The following is a 23894-nucleotide window of genomic DNA, read 5'->3' on the forward strand; positions in this document are numbered from 1 at the left end:
AAGTAGTGAATTGATAGATTCGCTAATCTTAATTTTGAGTATTAAAAAGCCAATTTTTTGTAAAATTATATATGCTTCATATAGTGGAATTTTAGATTTCTATTTTTTGAAAAAAGAGGGTAACAAGACATGAATTTAATGAAGTAAGAATTGTTTTATAGATTTGTTGTGCCAGAGATAAAATTCTTTTTTGAATTTCGGAGACGAATGCAATTGGTGTAATTTATACAAGTTTGTTTTTTAGAGCGTTAAAAGATAAAATATACTTATTAAGATTTCGGTAGCTAAGATTAGTTTTTTTTTCTTTTAAAAACGATCGGTTTTTAGTTCAAAACAATAATTTGTATGCAATACATTTGTAGTTATTATTACTCTTTTGATCTGTTAAATATGAAGAAAAATCTATCTCTTTTTTGTGCCTTAATGTTAGTGTTAATCTCTTGCTCGGGGGAGGATTCCTCTTTAAATTCTTCAGACGTTTTAATGAAAAAAAAGGTCGTAACGAGTACCGGCCGAGATAATACAATCGAGATTTCGACAACTTATTATACTTATGAAGGTAAAAAGCTGGTAAAGGAAGTGGGAACAAATGATTCATTTTTTGATAACAGGCGAAATTATGATTATACGAAAAAGTATTATTATACAGGAAATTTAATTACTAAATGCGAAGAAATGAGCGGAACGGATTATCTGACGGTAACTGAATTAACCTATGTGAATGATAAATTGAAAACCATGCTTGTAAAAGTAGGATATCAAAATGGTGTGATAATTTATGCAACAAAAACTACCTGTACCCATAATGATGATGGGACGGTTTCTTTTGTTAAAGTTAATATTGATCGAGAGACGAAAGTAGAAAGCGTTCTGGAAAATGGAAAGTGGATCTATGCTAATGGCAATATTATAAGAAAAGAAACTACTGATAAATGGGGATCTAGATCTGAAGTTTATGAATACGATAGAAAGAATGGTATTTTTAGAAATGTTACAGGTGCTAATTTGTTAGTTGGTAATTTGATTTTTGGATATTCAGGTTTTGGTTACTCAGGCTTTGGTTATTCAAAGAATAATGAGTTAAAAATGACAGTAACAACAGCTAATTCAAATGCAACTTTTACGCATTCTACTATTTACAATTATAATAAGGATAATTTTCCAACGTTTGGGAAATTTGAGGGTAATGACGAATCGACGTCTATAATAAGTCGTTATTTTTATTAATAAAGTAGGATTTATCAAACAATGTAGCCAGATGTATTTGCGTCTGGCTTTTTTTAGTTCTAAAATGCTGTTTTTTTTGAAAATAATAGCAGAGTATGAAACTTAAAAGTAAGAATATATTTCGGTTTAGCTGTTGGTGAATAAAACACTTATCCAAATTTTAAGAAGAATGGTAATTGGTATAATTTAGTACAAGTTTGTTTCTTAGAGAGTTAAAAAAACAAATGTAAAAAAGCAGGTTTTAAAACAAATAAATTAAGTTTTTTAGTACTAAAAAACATAACTGTTTTTTTTGATTAATACTGATTTGTGCGTATATATTTGCCGATAATTATTAATATATAACTTATTAAAGTGAAAAAACTTTTATTCTTATTTAGCGCTTTAACAATAGTGCTTACTTCATGTGCAAATGATGATGATAATTCTTCGTCTGAGGAGAATTATATTTTGCCTAAAATATTTTCTGACGGTGATATTGATTTTCCAAATCATCAAAAGAGGAAAATAACAAACACATTTTCCGGGAATAAACTTGTAAGCAGTGTTGAAGAGAATTTTAAGACATTATATACTTACGAAGGAAATGCAATTGTAAAAGAAGAGTTGTTTCTTGTTTTTTCAGATAACTCAGAAAGAAAATTTAGCGAAGTTCTGCGTGTTTATGAAAATGGAAAATTAAAATCCTCTATAGAAAGGATGGGATTTAATGCAAAAAAACCTAATGGTCAAGATGCTTACAGAGCAGAATATACACATGTCTCGGATAAGTTAATTGCTCTCGTGACTTATTCAATTAATCTTAAAACGGAAGTAGAGACAAAAATGGATACTGTTGTTATGACCTTTAATGGAACAAATCTTATAAAGTATCAAAGTTTTGTATTAAACTCTACAACGCCTATAGTTACAGAACTTTATGAATATGATACAAAAAACAGGCCGCACAAAAATGTTTTAGGTTTCAATTTTCTGAATGTCTCTTATCCGGGATTTGGAAATAGTAATAATGTTATAAAAAAAACTGTGACCAATGAACATATTAAAACACCAACAACCTTTTTGATTAATTTTACTTATAATGATAAAGGGTATCCAACCAGAATCTTATCGTTGGGATTTGGTAATAAGGTGGAAGAAAATCATGAATACACCTACTAAGAACATAAAATCTTAAAACATTGCAAAAACCAAATACTTCTGTATTTGGTTTTTTTATTGGTGAAAATTGGTGAAATTCGTGTTTTAATAAAATCCTATGCAATTCAGAACCCAGATCCCAATTTCGCAAACAAACAATCCAATCGACTATACTTCTAAAATTGTGTCTTTAGGTTCCTGTTTTGCAGTAAATATGGCAGAAAAACTGGATTATTTTAAGTTTGATAACAGTTGTAATCCATTTGGGATTATTTTTAATCCTGTTTCGATTGATAGGATTATAAAAAGGGTTGCGGAGCAAGAATTGTTTACCGAAAAAGAGGTTTTCTTTCATAACGAACGCTGGCATTGTTTTGAAATACATTCCGATTTAAGCGCTTCAAATAAAGAAGAATTAATTGAAAACTTAAACCAAACTCTCCAAGCAACAAAGCAGCGATTACAAGAAGCAACACACCTTATAATCACCTACGGCACTTCTTGGGTTTATCGCCATAACGAAAGCAACGAAATTGTTGCCAATTGTCACAAAGTGCCACAAAAGCAATTTTCAAAAGAATTAGTGTCGGTTGAAGTGTTACAGCAAAGTATTCAAAATACAATCGATCTGGTTTTGACTTTAAATCCAAATATCAAATTCATTTTTACCATTTCTCCGGTGCGCCACATCAAAGATGGTTTTGCAGAAAATCAATTAAGTAAATCGCATTTGTTTACGGCACTTTATGCGAATCTAAAATCTAAAATCAACAATCTAAAATTAACCTATTTTCCTTCGTATGAAATTATGATGGATGAACTCCGTGATTATCGTTTTTATAACGAAGATATGTTACATCCCAACCAGGTAGCAATTGATTATATCTGGGAGCGATTCAGTGAAAACTTCATTGCTGAAAAAAGTATTCCGATTATGAAAGAAGTTTCAGAAATTCAAAAAGGATTAACCCACAGAAGTTTCAATCCCGAATCAGAGCAACACCAGGCTTTTTTATTAAAATTGCGTCAAAAAATAACCGCTTTGGAGACGAAATTACGCCATATTAAGTTTTAAAACAGGGCTTTATTTTTTTAGAAGTAGTCTTGAAATAATTATTTATCACTGAAATTTTAAAATAATTGGCTGTAATTATGTAAATTGTTGAAGTATAATTTTTACAATTTTGTATTTGAACAAATTCAGCTGCGCTATTACTTAACGTGTTTTATTGACGTATGAATAAGAAACCCATTCATTTTCTAAAAAAAACACTTCGTGTACTTCTTTGGTGCATGGTTTCGGTTATTGTGTTAGCGTTACTTTTCACTATTCTAATTCAGATTCCGTCCGTTCAGAATTATGCAAAAGATAAAGCGATTACGTATCTGCAGGAAAAGATCAAAACCAAAGTTTCGTTAGACCGAATCGCGATTAATTTTCCCAAAGAAGTAGTTCTGGAAGGTTTTTATTTTGAAGACCAAAACAAAGACACTTTATTGAGTGGTAAAAGTCTTGAACTCGATATTGACTTGTTTAAATTGGTTAGCAGCGAACTCGAAATAAATGCTATTGCTCTTAAAAACACAACTGCCAATATTTCAAGAAACAAAGAAGGCGTTTTTAATTTTGATTACATCTTAAAAGCTTTCGAATCAAAGGAGGAAAAACCCGCAGATCCAAACGCTAAACCTTTTAAAATAGCAGTTGTAAAAGTGAACCTGGATCATGTCAAATTGAATTTTAAAGACGATTTTTCTAAAAATGATGTCCATGTAAAACTGACTCATTTTGATGCCAAATTCAAGAAATTCGACTTAGACAAAATGGATTTTGATATTCCGAATATCAATTTAAACGGTTTTAAATTGGTGCTGAATCAGGATTTAGTAGAAAAAATCGCTGAAGTTTCTGTTAAGACGGTCGATACAATTTCAAAACGAAGCGATTTCAGTTTAAAATTAGACAAAATCAGTTTATCTAAAATTGATGTTTTATACGATAATAAAGATTCGAAATTGGCTTCAGGATTGGTTTTGGGAAATCTGAATCTGAAAGTCAATAAAATCGACATGAAAAAACAACTGTTAGATTTTGATACTTTTCAATTAAAAAACTTAAAAGGGAATCTGCAACTAGGAGTAAAAGACAAGCAAATAAAAACGCCTGATTTAGATACAACAGCTATTGCTCAGGCGGGCTGGAAAGTAAAACTTCAAAATATTGATGTAGAAAATGTTGCTTTTAAATTTGACGATATGCAGTCAAAACCCGTTTCGAAAGGAATTGATTACAGTCACCTTGATTTGAGTCGGTTTAATTTGAAAGCCGAGCAATTCTATTACACGACGGATACCATTTCGGGAAATATAAAAACGTTTACGGTAAACGAAAAGAGCGGTTTGCAACTTCAATCTTTCAAAACAGATTTCTTTTACGGTCCCAAGAATGCTTACTTGAAAAATCTATATGTAAAAACCCCGCAAACACTCTTAAAAGACGGGATAAAAGTACAATATCCGTCGATTGCAAAAGTGGCTAAGCATATCGAAACACTAAGTTTAGATGCCAATTTGAACCAATCAAAATTGGGCTTTAAAGACATTTTATTGTTTGTTCCGGATTTGCAAAAGCAGGAAATTTTCAGGAAAAACCCAAATGCGGTTTTGCTTTTGAATGCTCGTTTGAATGGAAAAGTAAATGACCTTACAATCAATCAATTTGATGTGAGCGGACTCGGAACAACCAAACTTTCACTTTCCGGAATAATCAAAGGAATGCCAAATACAGACAAAGCTTATTTCGATCTGAATATCAAAAAAATGGCAAGTTCTGCTAAAGATATAGCCTCCTTTGTGCCGAAAGGAACGATTCCGAAAAGTATTCAATTACCTTCTCAATTTAATGTGCAGGGAAAATTTAAAGGTTCTGTTCAAAATTTCAAAACCAATCTGACTTTAAACAGTAGTTTCGGAAATGCAAAAGTGGATGCCCTATTTGATCAAAGGGTAAAGAAAGCAGAAAAATATGATGCTCAGGTTTATTTATTGGATTTTGACTTAGGCAGATTAATTAAAAATGACTCGGTTGGAAAAATTACGCTTAAAGCGAAAGTCAAAGGAAAAGGTTTAGATCCGAAAACAGCACAAGCCCATTTGGACGGAATCGTTCAAAAAGCGGTGTACAATAAATATACCTATCGGGATTTAGCCTTAAATGGCGAAATAAAAAAAGGCTCTTTTGCTGTAAAAGCGGGAATGAAAGACCCTAATCTGAATTTTGAATTGGATGCAAGCGGAAGTACAAAAGAGCAATACCCATCGGGACAGATTAAATTGAACCTTGACATTGCCGATCTGGAAAAGCTAAATCTACACGCTGGCCCAATGAAACTAAGAGGAAACGTTGATGCTGATATCGCCAACAGTAATCCTGATTTTTTGAACGGAAAAGTTTTCTTGTCGAATATTCAAATCTTGCAGAATGCGACCCCAATTGTTTTAGACTCTATAAAAGTAATTGCTGTTGCAGATCAGAACCATAATAATATCAAAATCTCTTCTCAGTTTTTAAAAGCTGAAATGGATGGGAAATACAAATTGACAACGCTTTCAAATAGTCTAAAGAAATCACTTTCGAAATATATTGATTTACAAACGTCAAAGTCAAAAGCGGTTTTAGACGAACAAAATATAACATTTAATCTGAGTGTAGAAAATGACCCGATTCTGTTTCAATTAGTTCCAAATCTGACAAGTTTAGAGCCCATTAGAATTACCGGAAAATACAACAATGTCGTCGATTCATTAGAAGTAAAAGGAACTTTCCCGAGAATTGTATATGCAGAAAATACCATTTCTGACGGGAGAATTAATATAGAAGCCAAAGAAAATGCTTTAGAATATCAAATTTCTGTGGCCTCAGTTGAAAGTACTTCTTTGAAAATTCCGTTTACAAGTTTAGTAGGAAAAGTAGAAAACAATGTGTTATCATATGCGCTGGAAGTAAAAGACGGGAAAGAAAAACAACAGTATTTTATTGCCGGAGAATTGCAGCATGATGCCGATAAAAATGTACTGAAATTAGATGCCGATAACTTTGTTCTAAATTACGATAAGTGGAACATCGATCCTGAAAATGCAATAGAATTTGGAGGCAAAAGACTGTATGTGAACAAGTTTAATCTGGAGAATGCAGGGAATGAACTCAAAATACAATCCGAAGGAACTCAGGACAATGCACCGTTAAAAATGGAGTTTGTAAATTTCAAAATCGAGACGATTCTGAATATGGTCAAAAAAGAAGAATTATTGATGCAGGGCTTGATTAATGGTTCTGTTTTGGCTGATAATGTAATGACAAAACCAACTTTTACTTCGGACTTAAAAATTGATGCTTTTGCTTTTAAAGGAGAACCAGTTGGTGATATTACCGTAAAAGTGGACAATAAGACCGAAAACACCCTAAATGCAAACGTAAATCTAAGCGGAGAAGGAAATGATGTGAATCTTACCGGTGATTATAAAATTGAAGAAGGCAGTTTTGATTTTGATGTAGTGCTTGATAAATTGTATTTAAAAAGCATTCAGGGGTTCAGTATGGGGAATATTAAAGACGGAACGGGGTTTTTATCAGGGAATTTCAAAATTACAGGAAATACAGCTGCACCAAGAGTTAACGGAGAATTGAATTTTAACGATACCGGCTTCAGAGTAACACAATTGAATTCGTATTTTAAAATAAATAAGGAGAAAATTGCTTTTAATAATGAATCCATTTCTTTTGACAGATTCTCTCTTTTTGATGAAAATGACAATGAACTTTTTGTAGACGGAAACATCCAATCGTTAAATTTTAGAGACTTTAATTTTGATTTGCTTGTTCAGGCAGATGATTTTAGAGCCATACATTCGAAAGAAAAAGACAACGAATTGTTTTATGGAGATTTGTTTTTAAATTCAAAATTAAATATCAAAGGAGATTTGGACCATCCTGTTGTCAACGGAACAATCAAAATAAATAAAGAAACAAAATTTACGGTTGTTATGCCGCAATCAGATCCTTCTATTGCAGACAGAGAGGGAATTGTAGAGTTTGTCGACGAAGACAATAAGTATCTGAAACAAACAGTCGAATTGCAAAGTAAACTCGATCAGTCGAAGTTAAAAGGAATGGATGTTAGTGTTGCAGTTGCGATAGACAAGGAAGCAGAGTTTACTTTGATTATTGATAAAGGAAACGGTGATTACCTGAAATTAAAGGGAGAAGCAGAGCTTGTTGGTGGAATTGATCCATCGGGAAAAACAACGCTGACCGGAAAGTATGAGTTTACAGACGGATCTTACGAAATGAATTTTAATGGAATCCGACGAAAATTCGATATTAAGAAAGGAAGTTATATCGTCTGGAATGGCGAACCAACAATGGCAGACTTGAATATTACAGCCATTTATAAAGTTAACACGGCACCAATTGATTTACTCGGAAATCAATTGTCAGGCAAATCGGCGGCAGAAAAAAACACCTATAAACAAAAGCTTCCGTTTCAGACTTTATTAAAGATGAATGGAGAACTGATGAAACCCGAAATCTCTTTTGACATTGTATTGCCGGACGACAATTACGATGTCTCCTCAGATGTCGTTTCTCTTACGAAAACCAAATTGAAACAATTGCAACAAGATCCTGCGGAACTAAATAAACAGGTTTTTGCTCTTTTATTACTGAACCGGTTTGTGGGTGAAAACCCGTTTGCAAGCGAAAGTGGCGGTACAAATGCGGGAACATTAGCAAGACAAAGTGTGAGTAAAATTCTGTCTCAGCAGCTAAACGATCTTGCGGGAGAATTGATATCAGGAGTTCAATTAGAATTTGGTTTAGAATCGACAGAAGATTATACATCGGGAACAATGGAAAACAGAACAGATCTGAATGTGGCTGTTTCTAAAAAATTGCTCAATGATCGATTGAAGGTTACTGTTGGAAGCAGTTTTGGCGTAGAAGGGCAGGAGCGGGCCAACGAAGAAAGTACCAACATAGCCGGAGACGTTGCCTTAGACTATCAACTCACAAAAGACGGACGTTATATGGTTCGTGCGTATCGAAAAAACCAATATCAGGTTGCGGTTGAAGGCCAGGTGGTAGAAACAGGTGTCGCTTTTGTTATTACGATGAGTTATAATAAATTCCGTGAACTCTTTCACCGCACTGAAGCCGAAAAGCAATTGATAAAAGAAGAAAAAGTCCGTAAAGAGAAAAGGAAACAAAAAGAAAAAGAAGAAAAAGAAGAGAAGGAAAAAGAGAAAAACCAAATTGAAGGAAATGAGCAAAAAACATAGCTATATAGAATCCTATTTTATGAGGTATTGTGTCGTGCTGTCCTTATTTTTTGTTTTTGGATGTAGCAACACAAAATACCTGCCCAAAGGTGATTTGCTGTATACAGGAGGCACTGTAACAGTAAAAGACACTATACTTAATAAGAAAGACAGAAAAGCGCTGGAGAGTGAATTAGAAACCTTGTTGCGCCCAAAGCCCAATAAACAAATACTAGGATTAAAACCCAAATTATGGTTTTATAATATTGCCGGAGAACCCAAAAAGCAAAAAGGAATTAGATATTGGCTTCGAAATAAAGTAGGGGAAGCTCCCGTGCTTTTCAGCAAAGTCGATTTAGAGTATAATGCATCCGTTTTGCGAAATTTTGCAGAAAATCGCGGTTATTTTAAGACCAGAGTAAGTGCCGATTCTACTGTTAAGGATAAAAGAGTAACGGCAGAATACATTGTTATTCCTAAAAAACAATATAAAATTAAGAGCGTTACTTTCCCTCAAGATTCATCGGAAATTGCAAAAGTGATCAGTAAAACAAGTAGAAGAAGTTTGTTGAAAGTGGGTAATCCGTATGATTTAGATATTATAAAAGCAGAACGAGAACGAATTGATGCACGATTAAAAGAAAAGGGATATTATTATTTTAATCCGGATTATATTTTGGCTCAGGTTGACAGCAGTAAAGGCGATCATGAGGTAAAAATTAAATTGAAAATTAAAGAAGAAACCCCTGTAAAAGCAACTGTAGCGTACAAAATAGATAAGATATTGGTGTATCCGAATTATTCTTTATCCAACGATAGTGCCGTATATCGCAATAAAGATCGCAAACAATACAATGATTTTACGATTATTGATACTGCAGATACTTTTAAACCAAGGGTTTTTGACCGAACGATATATTTCAAAAAGGGGGATTTATACAACAGAAAGGATCATAATCTTACCTTAAACCGTTTTGTGAATTTGGGTACTTTTAATTTTGTGAAAAATGAATTCAAAGAATCAGACAGCATAAAAAACGCTTTAGATTCGTATTATTATCTGACGCTTTTGCCTAAAAAGTTTATTCGGGTTGAGGTTTTGGGCAAAACCAATTCAGCGAGTTATACCGGAACAGAGATTAATGCCAATTGGAACAACAGGAATTTCTTTCGGGGAGCAGAATTGTTTACCGTATCGGTTTTTAGTGGTGCTGATTTCCAGCTTTCGGGACAAAACAGCGGAAAAAACATTTACAAACTCGGAGCAGAAACCAGTCTGACGTGGCCAAGATTTATTACACCGTTCCGCATTGAAGGAAACAGTGAATTTGTTCCCAGAACGAAAGCCACTTTGCGATACGAATATCAAAAAAGAACCCAATTGTATGCGCTGAATTCGTTTAATACTTCGTTCGGATATTTGTGGAAAGAAAACATTCGCAAAGAACATCAGTTCAATATAGTGGATATTACCTATGTAAGTCCAAATAATGTAACACCCGAATATTTAGAGGATATTGAAGAAGATGCGTCTTTGGGAAGAGTGATTGAAAAACAATTGATTTTTGGCCCAACCTACTCGTACACCTACACCAATACCATGCAAAAGCGTAAAAAGAATACGTTTTATTTTAATGGAGAATTAGATTTAGCAGGGAATATTACGGGATTGGTAACGGGAGCCAACATCAAAAAAAACGATACGATAAAAATATTTGATGTTCCGTTTAGTCAATACGTAAAAATCAAAGCAGATTTAAGACATTATTTAAAGTTGGGTAAAGAAAGCGAACTGGCAAGCCGAATTATCCTTGGTGCCGGATTTGCGTACGGAAATTCAAACACCCTGCCTACATCCAAACAATTTGTAGTAGGGGGAACTAATAGTATTCGTGCCTTTAGAGCAAGATCGTTAGGTCCCGGAAGTTATAAGGCAGAAGTGACTTCAAGTGATTACGTGCCCGACCAATCCGCCGATTTAAAACTGGAATTTAATACTGAATATCGGGCGAAACTTTTTAGCATTGTCAGAGGTGCCGTTTTTGTAGACGCAGGAAATATTTGGCTTTTAAATGCTGATCCAAATCGACCTAATGCCGAGATTACTAAAGATTTTATGAAACAAATCGCAGTAGGAGCCGGAGCCGGATTACGTTTTGATTTATCGTTTTTAGTTTTAAGAACCGATTTGGCTTTTCCGCTAAGAATCCCATACCTGCCCGAAGGCCAAAGATGGGTAATCGACGATATCAACTTTGGAAGTGGTTCCTGGAGAAAAGACAATCTGATTTTTAATATTGCTATAGGATATCCTTTTTAGCATTTTCCCAACACGAATTACACGAATTAACACGAAGGTTGGAGTCTTTTAAATGGTGTTTTTCAAATTAAAAATCCGTGAAATTGAAGGAGCAAACACAAAGAATAATTAGTGCAAATTAGTGCAATTCGTGTTAAACCTTTTCTCAACACGAATTACACGAATTAACACGAAGGTTGGTGTCTTTTAAATGAATTTATCAAATTAAAATTTGTGTAATTGACCACTATCCGCAAAGTGAGATTAGTGCAAATTAGTGCAATTCGTGTTAAACTTTTTTTACCACGAATTGTATGAATTAACACGAAGGTTGGAGCTTTAAAATTGAATTTATCAAATTAAAATTTGTGGAATTGACCACTATCCGCAAAGATTGATTAGTGTGAATTAGTGAAATTCGTGTCAAAAAAAAATAGCAACAGAAAACTTCTTAAAAAAAAGAAGTAAATTCGTCTAACTAATTTAATCGAATGCAAAACTTAATAAAGAGAATTTTAGCTGTAGCCGTAATCGTGGTCATTGTGATTTTGGCTTTTAAATATTGTGGGTTTAAAAAAGAGGAGGACCCGGAAATCGGTTATAATACCAACTTGATCCAGCAGCAAATCTTAAATGTTGGGAAATTGGTAGTCACCGAAGGTCATTTCTCAGAAGTCATCACATATAAAAACCAGCAGAAGTATTTGATGGACATGGTTTCTTTTGAGAAAAAAGCACTTATTGTAGTAAATGCCAATGTTACAGTAGCGTATGATTTACATCAAATGAAATACGATATCGACGAAAAAAATAAAACAATCACGATCCTGAATATTCCAAAAGAAGAAATTACAATCAATCCGGACATTCAGTTTTATGATGTGGAACAAAGTAAATTAAATCCGTTTACAGGAGACGATTACAATAAAATCAATAAATCGGTAAAAGCAAATCTGGCCAAGAAAATCGAAAAATCATCCTTAAAAACCAATGCTCAAAACAGATTGATTAGTGAATTATCAAAGATTTTAATTTTGACGAATTCAATGGGGTGGAAACTTCAATATAATGGGAAAACGATTGAATCGGATAAGGATTTTAATAAGGATTTGAAATTGTAATGGTTAGCGCCGCAAAGGCACAAAGCCGCAAAGTCTTTATTATGCCATAGATTAAAAGGATTAAAAAAAATTTTGCGATTTCGCGACTTTGCGAGATTATGTAACGGTTAGCGCCACAAAGGCTCAAAGTCGCAAAGTTTTTATTATGCCACAGATTAAAAGGATTAAAAAAACCTTTGCGATTTCGCTACTTTGCGAGATTATGTAGCGGTTAGCGCCACAAAGGCTCAAAGCCGCAAAGTTTTTATTTTGCCACAGATTAAAAGGATTAAAAAAAACTTTACGATTTCGCGACTTTGCGAGATTATGTAACGGTTAGCGCCACAAAGGCTCAAAGCCGCAAAGTTTTTATTATACCACAATTAAAAGGATTAAAAAAAAACTTTGCGATTTCGCGACTTTGCGAGATTAAAAAACCGCAGTAAAAACACGCAGTAAAAAAACTTAGTGCCTTAGCGCCTTAGCGGCAAAAAACCTAAACAGCTTCCTTATCAAAAATCAAATCCAAACCGCCCGAAATCAAATGCGCTACTTCTGTACGTTTTGTTTTCAACTGATCCAGGTGTACTAAAACTTCCTGTAAAAGCTGTGTTTCGTCTGAATCTTTCAAAAGCTCTGCAATTTCAACAGAAAGCAACCAATCGTTTGAATGGTTTTCTTTTAGTTTTTCAAATACAAATTTCAATTCTGCTTTAGAATTTTTATTTTCTCTAATGGTACGTACTGTTTGATATAGTGCTTCTAAATCATCACGTTCGTCAGTCTGTACGGCTTTAATAGTGGTCGTTTTTGGAACATTATTGATTAAGTCAAAACTATTTACATCAGCTGGGCCTGAAAATGCCGAAACCACTTTTTTACCAATTGCCATATCGTAATTACCCCATTCCGGACGGAATAGAACTTCCTCTCCATGGGTTACGGTACAATTTCTGAAACTGATTAAAATAATCTCTCCGTGCAGGTTTCTGGAGCCGGTGATGATTTCACCTTCAACAATAATATTGCCTTCAAATTCAAGTCTTACAGCTTCATTTTCAACGATGCTATAGGCTTGTAAATCTTTAGGGCTCATGTCTTCAATGGCTAAATTGAAGCCTTTTAGTTTTCCGATCGGGCTTCCAAATCCATCAGGATGGGTTAGCGTTCCGTGGCCTACTAATTCTTTTTCACGGTAAGACAAAGCCGTTTTTCCGGTTGCCTGAATGTAAACCGGTTTTCCTTCGTCTTCAATTACTTTGGTAAATACTCCAGAAATCTGTAGACCAGTACTCAATTCGATAGTCCCTAAAGCATTCGAATGGATTAGTTTATTGATTCCCGAAAGACCTCCCGTACGTAAAGCCATTTTATTGGCAAATTCCTCTAAAATCAAACTTAAATACGAGAAATTTGTGGTTACATACAACTGCGGTTGCAATTGTGTAATATCAAAATTCTGATTGGCAGCCGAGATATCATAAGGAATTTTCTTTACATTATCGGTCATACACCAAGCACTCTCTCCAATGGAAGAAAGTAATCCGGCGCCATATATTTTTGGATTTTCAACAGTGCCAATCAAACCATATTCAACCGTCCACCAATGCAGGTTTCTGATTTGGGCCATTTCAGATAATTCGCCCATATTGTTTTGTAAGTCGGCAACTGCTTTTTCTGCTTCGTCAATTTTTTCCTGCGGAGTATCTTCAGCTTCTTTCAAAATCGAAAGTAATCGAATCGCTTCGTACATCTGATAATCTTTGTGAGAAGAAATCGCTTTACAACCAATTTCTCCAAAACGACGCAGGTACTCCGCGTATTCCGGATTGGCAATAATAGGAGCGTGGCCGGCACCTTCGTGAATAATATCCGGTGCAGGAGTATATTCGATATGTTCTAATTGTCTGATATCCGATGCAATAACCAAAACGTTATAGGCTTGAAATTCCATAAAAGCGTTAGGCGGAATGAATCCGTCAACCGCAACGGCAGCCCAGCCAATTTCAGTCAGAATACGGTTCATACCATACATGCTTGGAATAGAATCTACTTCAATTCCAGTTTTTCTTAGTCCGTCTAAATACGAATGATGGGCAACTTTAGACAGATAATCTACATTTTTACGCATCACATAACGCCAAACTGCCTGATTGATAGGTGTGTAATCGCTATAGTCCTGAGGTTTAATAAATTGCTTTAAGTGTTTAGGCAATCGCTCTAATAAAGGATTTGTTTCAATAGTTGGGTTCATTTCGAAAACGTTGTAGTTTGAAATGTAAAATTACGAATTTACAGTGCGTTTTTTGGTATTCGTTACAACTTTTTGTACAAAATTATTTATTGCTGTTTTTTGTGAAAGTTCTCTCAACCAGGATGGGAGGAGAATTGGGTCTTTTTGGGAATGAAGAATCTGTATCTGTAGTTTTTTATCAGCCACAAATTCACGAATCTTTTACTAAACTATAATTCGTGAATTTGTTTCGTTTGGCTGAAATCTAATTTTTTTGCTGTGCTTCTAAATTCCTGAAGTATTCAATTTTGTAATTGAACATGTAAGCCATATTGGCGGCACGGACTTTTGCCTCTTCAGCTAATTTTCCGGCAAATAAAAAATCGACTGTTGTGGTGAAAATTTCCATCCAACGGTCAAAATGTGCTTGATCTATAGGTAATTGTTTATGTGGCGGAAATGGACTTCCGGAATAGGTGTGTTCTTCTAATAAAATAGTTTGCCAAAAGGAATACATTTTTTCCAGATGCTCCGGCCATCTTCCTAACATTTTTTGATTAAAAATAGGCCCAATTAAATCATCATCCTGCACTTTTGCATAAAAAGTATTTACTAAAAGTTTAATATCGCCTAAGCTTGAAATATCTTGAGTTGCCATGTTTATAAAAGTAAAATTCGCCTGCAAAAATACAATATAACTAAGGGTTTGCTTTGTGATATTTATCATTTAACGTTGTTTTTAACCAATCAACTGTGTAAATAAATCCTGATTGTCATTCAAATATTGAAATTCAAAGCCATTTGCTGTCATATTCCATTTGATGGACATAATATCTTTTTTGTTTTTTAATTCTAAACCAACAACAACAGACCCTACTTCACGGTTGTTTTTTTTGTGAAACTGGAAATAAGTGATATCATCATCCGGTCCAAGAATGTTATTTACAAACTCTTTTAAAGCACCGGGACGCTGTGGAAATTGAATCATGAAATAATGCATCAATCCTTCGTAAAGTAAAGAGCGTTCCTTTATTTCTGCCGTTCTTTCAATGTCGTTGTTACTTCCGCTCACCACGCAAACGACATTTTTGTTTTTTATTTTGTCTTTATAAAAATCTAAAGCTGCGATAGTCAAAGCCCCTGCAGGTTCAACAACCATAGCTTCTTCATTGTACAATCTTAAAATGGTAGTGCAGACTTTTCCTTCCGGGACCAGAATGATATCGTCCAGATTTTTGCGGCAGATCTCAAAAGTCAGATCACCAACTTGTTTGACAGCGGCTCCGTCAACAAATTTATCAATCGTTTTTAATGCAGTGTTTTTATCTTCCTTAATTGAATTTTTCATCGATGGAGCCCCCTGAGGTTCAACGCCTATAATTTTGGTATCAGGACTCAAATGTTTAAAAACTTCAGATAAACCGGAAGCCAATCCACCACCGCCAATCGGTACAAAGACATAATCTATCGGTTTTTTATAATGGTCGAGAATTTCCAGTCCAACCGTTCCCTGACCCGCAATCACTTTTAAGTCATCAAAAGGATGGATGAAGGTTTTGTGGTTTTCCAGTGCATCAGCTGTGGCAGAGGCGTAAGCATCATCAAAAGTATCGCCGATAAGAACAATTTCAACAAACGATTTTCCGAATAATTGTACTTGTTTTACTTTTTGCTTTGGTGTTGTTTTGGGCATGTAAATTTTGCCTTTTATATGCAGTAAGTTACAGGAGTAAGCAACGCCCTGCGCATGATTTCCGGCACTGGCACATACAATTCCTGTTGCTTTTTCAGGATCGCTTAACGAAGAAATTTTGTTGTAAGCCCCTCTGATTTTGTACGACCGGACAATTTGTAAATCTTCTCTTTTTAATAAAATGGTAGCTTTAAATTCTTCTGAAAGATTCAAATTTTGAGTCAGTGGGGTAGCGGCAACTACATTTTCGAGTTGTTTTTTGGCGGCAAGTACTTCGTTAAATAGATCCATGTTTTTTGTTTTATTTTTTGCCACAGATTAAAGTGATTAGAAAGATTTAATCTGTGCGAATCTGTGAAATCTGTGGCAAAAATTAGCTGTATTTAAATTATTTAAAATAAAAAAACCTCCCGATTTGGGAGGTTTCATAAAATTGTATTTGTTTACTTCTTTATATAACACCTCGCCATTATCGCTGAATAGCAATAATGTTAATAATAGCGATACTAATGTTATTTAAATTCGTCATTTTTTAATTGTCTGAAAAACAAATGTATTAATTATTTTTTTATCTGCGTGTACTGAATTGTAATTTTAGTTGTAAATCTAGATTCTGTTCCAATAGGTAGCAGTAAGCACTTCATTAAATAGATCCATTTTTTTGTTTTATTTTTTACCACAGATTAAAATGATTAGAAAGATTTAATCTGTGTGAATCTGTGAAATCTGTGGCAAAAATTAGCTGTATTTAAATTATTTAAAATAAAAAAAACCTCCCGATTTGGGAGGTTTCGTAAAATTGTATTTATTATTTATTTACTTTTTTAACCGGAGGATATTGAGCTAAAATTTTAGAAACAAACTCGGTTACTTTTTCGTCTTTTTTGTCCACGTTTTTAGTCAGCGTTCCAATACCTTCACCTTGCCAGATCATTTCTTTCTTTTTGGCGTCGATCAAATCAATGTATAAAGTACCTTCTGTAGAAGTAGAAACTGTAGTTTGTCCTCCGTACATCATGTAAGGATTCCAACCCCAGCCCCAGCCGTAACCCCAGCCAGCACTAAATTGATTTACATTTACCTGTTCTCTTGCTTTAGTAAAAATGTTTACTAATACATCCGGATTGTCGCTTTTAGTAAAACCTTTGGCTAGCATTTGCTCGTCTATGGCACGTAGTATACGTCTTTTATCCAAATCAGATATTTCAACCTTATCAATTCCGGGCTTAAAAAAAGCATACGTTTTATAAGGCGTGAAATCTACGTTTTTATCATAATCAGAATAAACACTAACGGTACTGCAAGAGGTTAGTATTAAAAGCAGAAAAATCGGTACTAATTTGAATGTTTTCATATTTATAAAATTTTAATGTTCTAATTTTAAAATAAGAAACTCTAGATTAAAGCAGACTTTCGTCAACAATATTAGGTAAAGTAACTTTTAATAAAGGCTGAACTTCCATGGCTCTTTTTATTGCAAAAATTGCCTCGTCATTTCGAGCCCAGCTTCGTCTTGAGATTCCGTTGTTAACATCCCAAAAAAGCATTGATGCTAAACGTCTTGAAGCCTCTTTAGAACCATCAAGAACCATACCAAATCCACCATTTATAACCTCTCCCCAGCCAACTCCACCTCCATTGTGAATAGAAACCCAGGTTGCTCCTCTGAAACTGTCTCCAATCACATTTTGAATGGCCATATCAGCTGTAAAGCGCGAACCGTCGTAGATATTTGAAGTCTCACGGTACGGAGAATCTGTTCCTGAAACGTCATGATGATCACGTCCTAAAACGACAGTACCGATTTCACCCTTAGCAATTGCCTGATTAAATGCTTCTGCAATTTTAATACGACCTTCAGCATCTGCATATAGAATACGAGCCTGTGAACCTACAACCAGTTTGTTTTCCTGCGCTCCTTTAATCCATTTGATATTATCCTGCATTTGTTGCTGAATTTCATCCGGAGCAGTTTTAGCCATTTCTTCTAAAACCTCAGAAGCAATAGTATCTGTTTTTTGTAAATCTTCCGGTTTTCCAGAGGTACAAACCCATCTGAAAGGGCCAAATCCATAATCAAAACAAATTGGTCCCATAATATCCTGAACATAACTCGGGTATTTAAAATCGATGTTGTTTTCAGCCATTACATCAGCACCGGCGCGGGAAGCTTCTAATAAGAAAGCATTTCCGTAATCAAAAAAGTAAGTTCCTTTTGCAGTGTGTTTGTTGATTGCTGCTGCGTGGCGGCGTAATGTTTCTTGTACTTTTTCTTTGAATAATTCAGGATTATTAGCCATCATATCGTTGGCTTCTTCAAATGAAATTCCAACCGGATAATAACCACCGGCCCATGGATTATGAAGCGAAGTCTGGTCAGAACCCAAATCGATTTTGATGTTTTCTTTATCGAAACACTCCCAAACGTCAACTACATTTCCTAAATAAGCAATAGAAACCACTTCTTTATTGGCTTTTGCCGTATGTACCCTTTTTACCAATTCTTCGGTTGAAGTTACAATTTCATTGATCCAGCCTTGTTCGTGACGGATTTTAGTGATTTTAGGATTTACTTCGGCACAAACAGTAATACAGCCTGCAATATTTCCTGCTTTTGGCTGCGCGCCACTCATACCACCAAGACCCGATGTTACGAATAAATTGCCTTCCGGATTTTGTTTTATTTTTCTAAAACCATTTAAAACGGTAATGGTAGTTCCGTGTACAATTCCCTGTGGGCCAATGTACATATAACTTCCGGCCGTCATTTGTCCGTATTGTGAAACACCCAAGGCATTCATTTTCTCCCAATCGTCAGGTTTTGAGTAATTCGGAATTACCATTCCGTTTGTAACCACCACTCTTGGTGCTTCGGTATGCGAAGGGAATAAACCCATCGGATGTCCTGAATACATTGTTAAAGTTTGCTCGTCTGTCATTTCAGACAAGTACTGCATAGTCAATAAATATTGCGCCCAGTTCTGAAAAACAGCTCCGTTACCGCCATACGTAATTAACTCATGCGGGTGCTGCGCCACAGCATAATCCAGATTGTTCTGAATCATGTGCATAATCGCTTTTGCTTGTACTGATTTTCCCGGATACTCATCGATTGGTCGGGCGTACATTCTGTAATCCGGACGCAGACGATACATATAAATACGACCGTATGTTTCTAATTCTTCAGAGAATTCAGGAATTAATTCGGCGTGGTGTTTTGGATCAAAATAACGTAAAGCGTTCTTTAAAGCCAGTTTTTTTTCTTCAACAGAAAGAATTTCTTTTCGTTTTGGCGCATGGTTAATCGCTAAATCGTATTCTTTTTTTGAGGGTAATATAGAAGGAACTCCTTGTTGTATTTGTTCTTGAAAAGTCATTGTTTTTTGAGGTTCTAAGTTGCTAAGATTCGGAGTTGCTAAAGTCCTAATAAAGACTAATAAACAGCTCTCAATTTTTTAATTTACATATTTTAAATTAAAAAAAAAGCTAGGGATAACGAATATCCGACCTGTGATAGGATTTGTGGATCTTAATCCTAAATTTCCGCAAGAGAATATCCATGTAATTATTTTAGATTGTTGATTTTAGATTGTTGATTTTAGATTGTTGATTTTAGATTGTTGATTGCTGATTTTTAATTATCAAATTGTCTAATTGACACATTTTCTAATTGTCACATTACCTCATTTTTTTAATTTCACCTGTTCGCTTGTCATATCCGTAGGGACAGTGGCGGCAGCCGCTTTTACAACAATAACCACGTTTTAGATGGTGTTTTTCCGTAAAGCATTTGTAACCTTCGGGTGTATAATAAAAATCTTCACCCTCGATTAATTTATTTTCATTACTTTGCTCTTTCATAATCCTGTTTAGACGCAATGTTTATTTGTTTTTTTATTAAAGCCCTGTTACGATTATGGTTTTAATGAAAACAAACAATTTTGCCTTTACAAATTTATAAATTTTACAGCTAATGTTTCTGATTGTTGCTAAATATTTAATTCCGAATGGATATCGCGGCATGGCTGTATTTCCATTCGTTATTGTTAAATATAATTTGGATAAAGGAAACAAGGTTTTTTTAAATCATGAAAAAATTCATTTGCGACAGCAATTAGAAATGCTTGTTATCCCTTTTTTTGTCTGGTATTTTTTAGAATATGTAGTACGCTTAATTCAATACAAAAACGCAGAAAGGGCTTATCGAAATATTAGTTTTGAAAGAGAAGCCTATGCCAACGAAACCGACTTGAATTATTTAAAAACCCGTTCCTTTTTTCAATTTTGGAACTACTTAACTTTAAAACAAAAATAGATTTTGAACCAACAAATTCATATCGATCTTCCCAATCATATTTCTTTGACGATAAAACGCGAAGACTTACTCCATCCGTTTGTTTCCGGAAATAAATTTAGAAAATTAAAATACAATTTACTTCAGGCGAAAGCCGAGAATCAAGAAACAGTATTGACTTTTGGCGGTGCTTTTTCCAATCATATTGCTGCGGTTGCTTATGCCGGAAAAGAGCAGGGTTTCAAAACAATCGGAGTGATTCGTGGGGAAGAACTTTTGGATAAAATAGAAGAAAATCCAACTTTAAGATTTGCTCAGGAAAACGGAATGCAATTTGAATTTGTTTCCAGAGAAGATTACCGGCTTAAGAATGAAATTTCTTTCTTAGAAAATTTAAAACAAAAATTTGGTGACTTCTATCTGGTGCCCGAAGGTGGTACAAATGAATTGGCTGTAAAGGGCTGTGAAGAGATTTTAACCGCCGAAGATGCCGATTTTAATTACGTTTGTTGTGCCGTTGGAACAGGTGGAACAATTTCAGGATTGATAAATAGTGCCTTTCCAAATCAGAAAATTTTAGGGTTTCCAGCGTTAAAAGGTGACTTTTTAATGGATGAAATTCGTATTTTTGTCAAAAATGAGAACTGGAGTTTGATTTCTGACTATCATTTTGGAGGATATGGCAAGATAAATTTGGAATTAGTTGAATTTATTAATGCTTTTTTTGAAGAAAATAAAGTGCCTTTAGATCCGGTTTATACAGGAAAGATGGTTTTTGGCGTTATAGATATGATCCATAAAAACTATTTTCCTGCGCATTCAAAAATTTTACTCATTCACACCGGAGGACTACAGGGAATTGATGGAATGAATTTAAAGTTGAAGCAGAAAAAATTACCAATACTAAAAACGAATGTTTAAGAAAATAATAATACTCTTTCTAATTGCAGCGTTGGCAAGCTGTTCTTCCAGCAAACCTGCTATTGCAACAACTAAAAAAGCAGCAGCAATTCAGAAACCCAGAACCGCTTCGACAAGAAAAACGGCTAATTCTAAACCAGTAGCCAAAAATCCTTCTAAAAATAATACAAGCGAAGTTATTCAGTCTACTTCAAAAACCGTTGTTACCAGTGATCTAATCAATAATTATGTGTTGCAATACAAGGATATTGCAGTAGGTAATATGCAGAAATATGGTATTCCTGCCAGTATTATTTTGGCACAAGGAATTTTAGAATCGGGTGCGGGAAGAGGCGATCTGGCTTTGGAAGCTAATAATCATTTTGGAATAAAATGCCATAAAGATTGGGTGGGAGATAGTGTTCGTCATGACGATGATTCGGCTCAGGAATGTTTCAGGAAATATACAGAAGCTTCAGAATCGTACCGGGATCATGCTTTATTTTTAGTTGGAAAAAACAGATATGCTACCTTATTTACTTACGAAAAAGACGATTATAAAGCCTGGGCAAAAGGATTACGGGCAGCGGGTTACGCCACAGATCCTAATTATCCCGATAAATTAATTAGTTATATCGAACGTTACAATCTGCATCAGTACGATTGTCAGGTTACCGGAAAAGCCTATACGCCTTATAATAAATCGGCTCCGGTGAGAACTTCTTCTACCAATACAAGTTCTAGTCCCAACTCTAATTCCAATTCCAATTCCAATTCCAATTCCAATGATCCTTCGTTATATGAAGTACAAAAAGGAGATACTTTGTATTCGATTTCCAAAAAATTCAATTTAATGGTGGAGGATTTGAAGCAGAAAAATAATCTTACTGATAATGCGCTTTCTATTGGACAGAAGTTGAGAGTTAGGTAGTTTTTTAGTCTCGGTCTCGGTCTCAGTCTCAGTGTCAGTTTTCGGTTGGAGTGAATTGATTGTTAATTAATAATTCAGTAAAAATTTATCTTTGAAAAAGAAAATTTCGATTACAGTTTTTACTTTTGCTTTAATTTTAAGTTTAAGACTATTTTGTGGAGTTTATAATCATGATGAATTTGCGGAAAGTCATTTTTTTATAAAACATCGTCCAATTTGGAAATGGAAGTTTTATTCTCCTTTAGGAATGTCTGATATGAAAAGTGAGGAGCTTTCAGAAGAGGAACAAATCGAACAAAAATATTTTGAGGAGTTTATAAAAGAACGAAGTTTAAGTTTATAAAACATTCAAAAAAAAATCTAAAATCTAAATTCAGAAATCTAAAATATGATTTATAAAAGAAGTAGTCAGCTTTTTGCTGAAGCAGAAAAAGTAATTCCCGGAGGAGTAAATTCACCAGTACGAGCTTTTAAAGCCGTTGGAGGGACTCCAATTTTTGTAAAAAGTGCCAAAGGTGCTTATTTGTATGATGAAGACGGAAATAAATTAATTGATTACATTAATTCATGGGGGCCAATGATTTTAGGTCATGCCTATCAGCCTGTTGTGGATGCTGTAATCGAAAAAGCAAAGTTGGGAACTTCATTTGGAATGCCAACGGAATTGGAAACAGAAATCGCTGCTTTGGCCGTTTCTATGGTTCCGAATATTGATAAAATTCGTTTTGTAAACTCAGGAACAGAGGCGTGTATGAGTGCGATTCGTTTGGCTCGCGGTTTTACAAAAAGAGATAAAATTATAAAATTTGCAGGTTGTTACCACGGGCATTCTGATTCGTTTTTGATTCAGGCAGGAAGTGGTGCTGTAACTTTCGGATCTCCAAATAGCCCGGGGGTTACAGAAGGAACTGCAAAAGATACTTTGTTGGCAAAATACAATGATTTAGAGAATGTAAAGACTTTAATCGAAGCGAATAAAAACGAAATTGCGGCTATTATTATCGAGCCAGTTGCCGGAAATATGGGCTGTATTCCTCCTCATGAAGGTTTTCTGCAAGGCTTAAGAGAACTGTGCACCGCAAACGGAATTCTATTGATTTTTGATGAGGTTATGACGGGTTTCCGTTTGGCTCGTGGTGGTGTTCAGGAGTTGTTTAATGTTGATGCTGATATTGTCACTTTCGGAAAAGTAATTGGTGGAGGTTTACCGGTTGGGGCTTTCGCTGCACGTGAAGAAATTATGAATTACTTAGCGCCACTTGGTCCGGTTTATCAGGCAGGAACATTGTCAGGGAATCCTTTGGCGATGGCTGCAGGATTGGCAATGTTACAATCCTTAAATAATGATCGTGCTATCTTTGATCGTTTGGAAGAAAAAACGGCCTATTTGGAAGCAGGAATTGATAAGGTTTTAAAAGCGAATAATGTTGTATTTACGATCAACAGAGTAGGTTCGATGATTTCGGTGCATTTTGATGCAGATCCCGTAACCGATTTTCAAACGGCTGCAAAAGGAGATAACGAAACTTTCAAAAAGTTCTTCCATGGATTATTGCAGGAGGGTGTTTATATCGCACCATCTGCTTATGAAACCTGGTTTATTACAGATGCTTTAAGCTACGAGGATTTAGATTTTACAATTAACGCCATTGATAAGGTTTCAAAGACGTTCTAAACCAAAGTATTAGAGATGAAATATACAATTAGGCCTGACTTTTTAAACTAAAGTCAGGCTTTTTTTATGAGCCGTATTTTAATTTTT

Annotated in this window: 17 protein-coding genes; 11 read left to right on the plus strand and 6 right to left on the minus strand. The window is 34.7% G+C overall.

Annotated elements, in window-relative coordinates; all coding sequences use genetic code 11:
* The first annotated feature begins 390 nt into the window (after positions 1 to 390).
* The 6 genes from LNP23_RS09600 (at position 391) to LNP23_RS09625 (ending at position 12102) form a co-directional block, all read left to right on the plus strand.
* Positions 391 to 1227 carry a hypothetical protein gene (locus tag LNP23_RS09600; protein WP_230004707.1) on the plus strand — a complete coding sequence of 279 codons (837 nt, stop codon included), beginning with the start codon at positions 391 to 393 and terminating at the stop codon, positions 1225 to 1227.
* Positions 1228 to 1581: 354 nt separating this feature from the next.
* Entirely contained in the window at positions 1582 to 2388 is an 807-nt protein-coding gene (locus LNP23_RS09605) for a hypothetical protein (RefSeq protein ID WP_230004708.1), read from the plus strand.
* Positions 2389 to 2485: 97 nt separating this feature from the next.
* On the plus strand, positions 2486 to 3442 hold the full coding sequence (locus LNP23_RS09610; RefSeq protein WP_230004709.1) for a GSCFA domain-containing protein: 957 nt from the start codon (positions 2486 to 2488) through the stop codon (positions 3440 to 3442).
* A gap of 161 nt (positions 3443 to 3603) precedes the next feature.
* Complete coding sequence (locus LNP23_RS09615; protein ID WP_230004710.1) at positions 3604 to 8703, plus strand: translocation/assembly module TamB domain-containing protein; 5100 nt, start codon at positions 3604 to 3606, stop codon at positions 8701 to 8703.
* A complete protein-coding gene (gene tamL, locus LNP23_RS09620) occupies positions 8687 to 11002 on the plus strand; it encodes a translocation and assembly module lipoprotein TamL (RefSeq protein WP_230004711.1) in 2316 nt (771 codons plus the stop codon). The genes LNP23_RS09615 and tamL overlap by 17 nt, the downstream gene beginning before the upstream one ends.
* Positions 11003 to 11472: 470 nt before the next feature.
* Positions 11473 to 12102, plus strand: coding sequence for a DUF4230 domain-containing protein (locus tag LNP23_RS09625; protein ID WP_230004712.1), 630 nt, complete (start codon positions 11473 to 11475; stop codon positions 12100 to 12102).
* Positions 12103 to 12577: 475 nt separating this feature from the next.
* On the opposite strand, the gene LNP23_RS09630 is transcribed toward LNP23_RS09625, so the two are convergent.
* The 6 genes from LNP23_RS09630 to LNP23_RS09655 all read right to left on the minus strand — a co-directional run bounded on the left by LNP23_RS09630 (position 12578) and on the right by LNP23_RS09655 (position 19868).
* Positions 12578 to 14335: an aromatic amino acid hydroxylase gene (locus LNP23_RS09630; protein ID WP_230004713.1), complete on the minus strand. Its 1758-nt coding sequence runs from the start codon at positions 14333 to 14335 to the stop codon at positions 12578 to 12580.
* A 244-nt stretch (positions 14336 to 14579) separates the two neighbouring features.
* Entirely contained in the window at positions 14580 to 14972 is a 393-nt protein-coding gene (locus LNP23_RS09635) for a group III truncated hemoglobin (protein ID WP_047778025.1), read from the minus strand.
* 81 nt (positions 14973 to 15053) lie between these two features.
* Positions 15054 to 16298 (minus strand): threonine ammonia-lyase IlvA, encoded by a 1245-nt coding sequence (ilvA, locus tag LNP23_RS09640; RefSeq protein WP_047777968.1) that lies wholly within the window; start codon positions 16296 to 16298, stop codon positions 15054 to 15056.
* A gap of 517 nt (positions 16299 to 16815) precedes the next feature.
* The gene (locus LNP23_RS09645) at positions 16816 to 17361 is read right to left on the minus strand and encodes a DUF4136 domain-containing protein (RefSeq protein WP_230004714.1); all 546 of its coding nucleotides are present in this window, start codon (positions 17359 to 17361) and stop codon (positions 16816 to 16818) included.
* A gap of 46 nt (positions 17362 to 17407) precedes the next feature.
* Complete coding sequence (hutU, locus tag LNP23_RS09650) at positions 17408 to 19384, minus strand: urocanate hydratase (protein ID WP_230004715.1); 1977 nt, start codon at positions 19382 to 19384, stop codon at positions 17408 to 17410.
* Between the two features lie 301 nt (positions 19385 to 19685).
* The gene (locus tag LNP23_RS09655) at positions 19686 to 19868 is read right to left on the minus strand and encodes a C1orf53 family protein (RefSeq protein ID WP_082210652.1); all 183 of its coding nucleotides are present in this window, start codon (positions 19866 to 19868) and stop codon (positions 19686 to 19688) included.
* Positions 19869 to 19980: 112 nt separating this feature from the next.
* On the opposite strand from LNP23_RS09655, the gene LNP23_RS09660 reads away from it, so the two are divergent.
* The 5 genes from LNP23_RS09660 (at position 19981) to hemL (ending at position 23807) form a co-directional block, all read left to right on the plus strand.
* Entirely contained in the window at positions 19981 to 20322 is a 342-nt protein-coding gene (locus LNP23_RS09660) for a hypothetical protein (RefSeq protein ID WP_230004716.1), read from the plus strand.
* Between the two features lie 3 nt (positions 20323 to 20325).
* Positions 20326 to 21222, plus strand: a complete 897-nt coding sequence (locus tag LNP23_RS09665) for a 1-aminocyclopropane-1-carboxylate deaminase/D-cysteine desulfhydrase (RefSeq protein WP_230004717.1) — start codon at positions 20326 to 20328, stop codon at positions 21220 to 21222.
* Positions 21215 to 22132, plus strand: coding sequence for a glucosaminidase domain-containing protein (locus tag LNP23_RS09670; RefSeq protein WP_230004718.1), 918 nt, complete (start codon positions 21215 to 21217; stop codon positions 22130 to 22132). Before LNP23_RS09665 ends, LNP23_RS09670 begins: the two co-directional genes overlap by 8 nt.
* A gap of 91 nt (positions 22133 to 22223) precedes the next feature.
* Positions 22224 to 22475: a hypothetical protein gene (locus LNP23_RS09675; RefSeq protein ID WP_230004719.1), complete on the plus strand. Its 252-nt coding sequence runs from the start codon at positions 22224 to 22226 to the stop codon at positions 22473 to 22475.
* 45 nt (positions 22476 to 22520) lie between these two features.
* Positions 22521 to 23807, plus strand: coding sequence for a glutamate-1-semialdehyde 2,1-aminomutase (gene hemL / locus LNP23_RS09680; RefSeq protein WP_230004720.1), 1287 nt, complete (start codon positions 22521 to 22523; stop codon positions 23805 to 23807).
* Positions 23808 to 23894 lie beyond the last annotated feature (87 nt).

Origin of the sequence: Flavobacterium cupriresistens (assembly GCF_020911925.1) — a bacterium.
Lineage (GTDB): Bacteria > Bacteroidota > Bacteroidia > Flavobacteriales > Flavobacteriaceae > Flavobacterium > Flavobacterium cupriresistens.

Coding starts and splice junctions, on each gene's coding strand:
- LNP23_RS09600 (WP_230004707.1), top strand. CDS start 391: ATGAAGAAAAATCTATCTCTTTTTTGTGCCTTAATGTTAGTGTTAATC.
- LNP23_RS09610 (WP_230004709.1), top strand. CDS start 2,486: ATGCAATTCAGAACCCAGATCCCAATTTCGCAAACAAACAATCCAATC.
- LNP23_RS09615 (WP_230004710.1), top strand. CDS start 3,604: ATGAATAAGAAACCCATTCATTTTCTAAAAAAAACACTTCGTGTACTT.
- tamL (WP_230004711.1), top strand. CDS start 8,687: ATGAGCAAAAAACATAGCTATATAGAATCCTATTTTATGAGGTATTGT.
- LNP23_RS09625 (WP_230004712.1), top strand. CDS start 11,473: ATGCAAAACTTAATAAAGAGAATTTTAGCTGTAGCCGTAATCGTGGTC.
- LNP23_RS09630 (WP_230004713.1), bottom strand. CDS start 14,335: ATGAACCCAACTATTGAAACAAATCCTTTATTAGAGCGATTGCCTAAA.
- LNP23_RS09635 (WP_047778025.1), bottom strand. CDS start 14,972: ATGGCAACTCAAGATATTTCAAGCTTAGGCGATATTAAACTTTTAGTA.
- ilvA (WP_047777968.1), bottom strand. CDS start 16,298: ATGGATCTATTTAACGAAGTACTTGCCGCCAAAAAACAACTCGAAAAT.
- LNP23_RS09645 (WP_230004714.1), bottom strand. CDS start 17,361: ATGAAAACATTCAAATTAGTACCGATTTTTCTGCTTTTAATACTAACC.
- hutU (WP_230004715.1), bottom strand. CDS start 19,384: ATGACTTTTCAAGAACAAATACAACAAGGAGTTCCTTCTATATTACCC.
- LNP23_RS09655 (WP_082210652.1), bottom strand. CDS start 19,868: ATGAAAGAGCAAAGTAATGAAAATAAATTAATCGAGGGTGAAGATTTT.
- LNP23_RS09660 (WP_230004716.1), top strand. CDS start 19,981: ATGTTTCTGATTGTTGCTAAATATTTAATTCCGAATGGATATCGCGGC.
- LNP23_RS09670 (WP_230004718.1), top strand. CDS start 21,215: ATGTTTAAGAAAATAATAATACTCTTTCTAATTGCAGCGTTGGCAAGC.
- hemL (WP_230004720.1), top strand. CDS start 22,521: ATGATTTATAAAAGAAGTAGTCAGCTTTTTGCTGAAGCAGAAAAAGTA.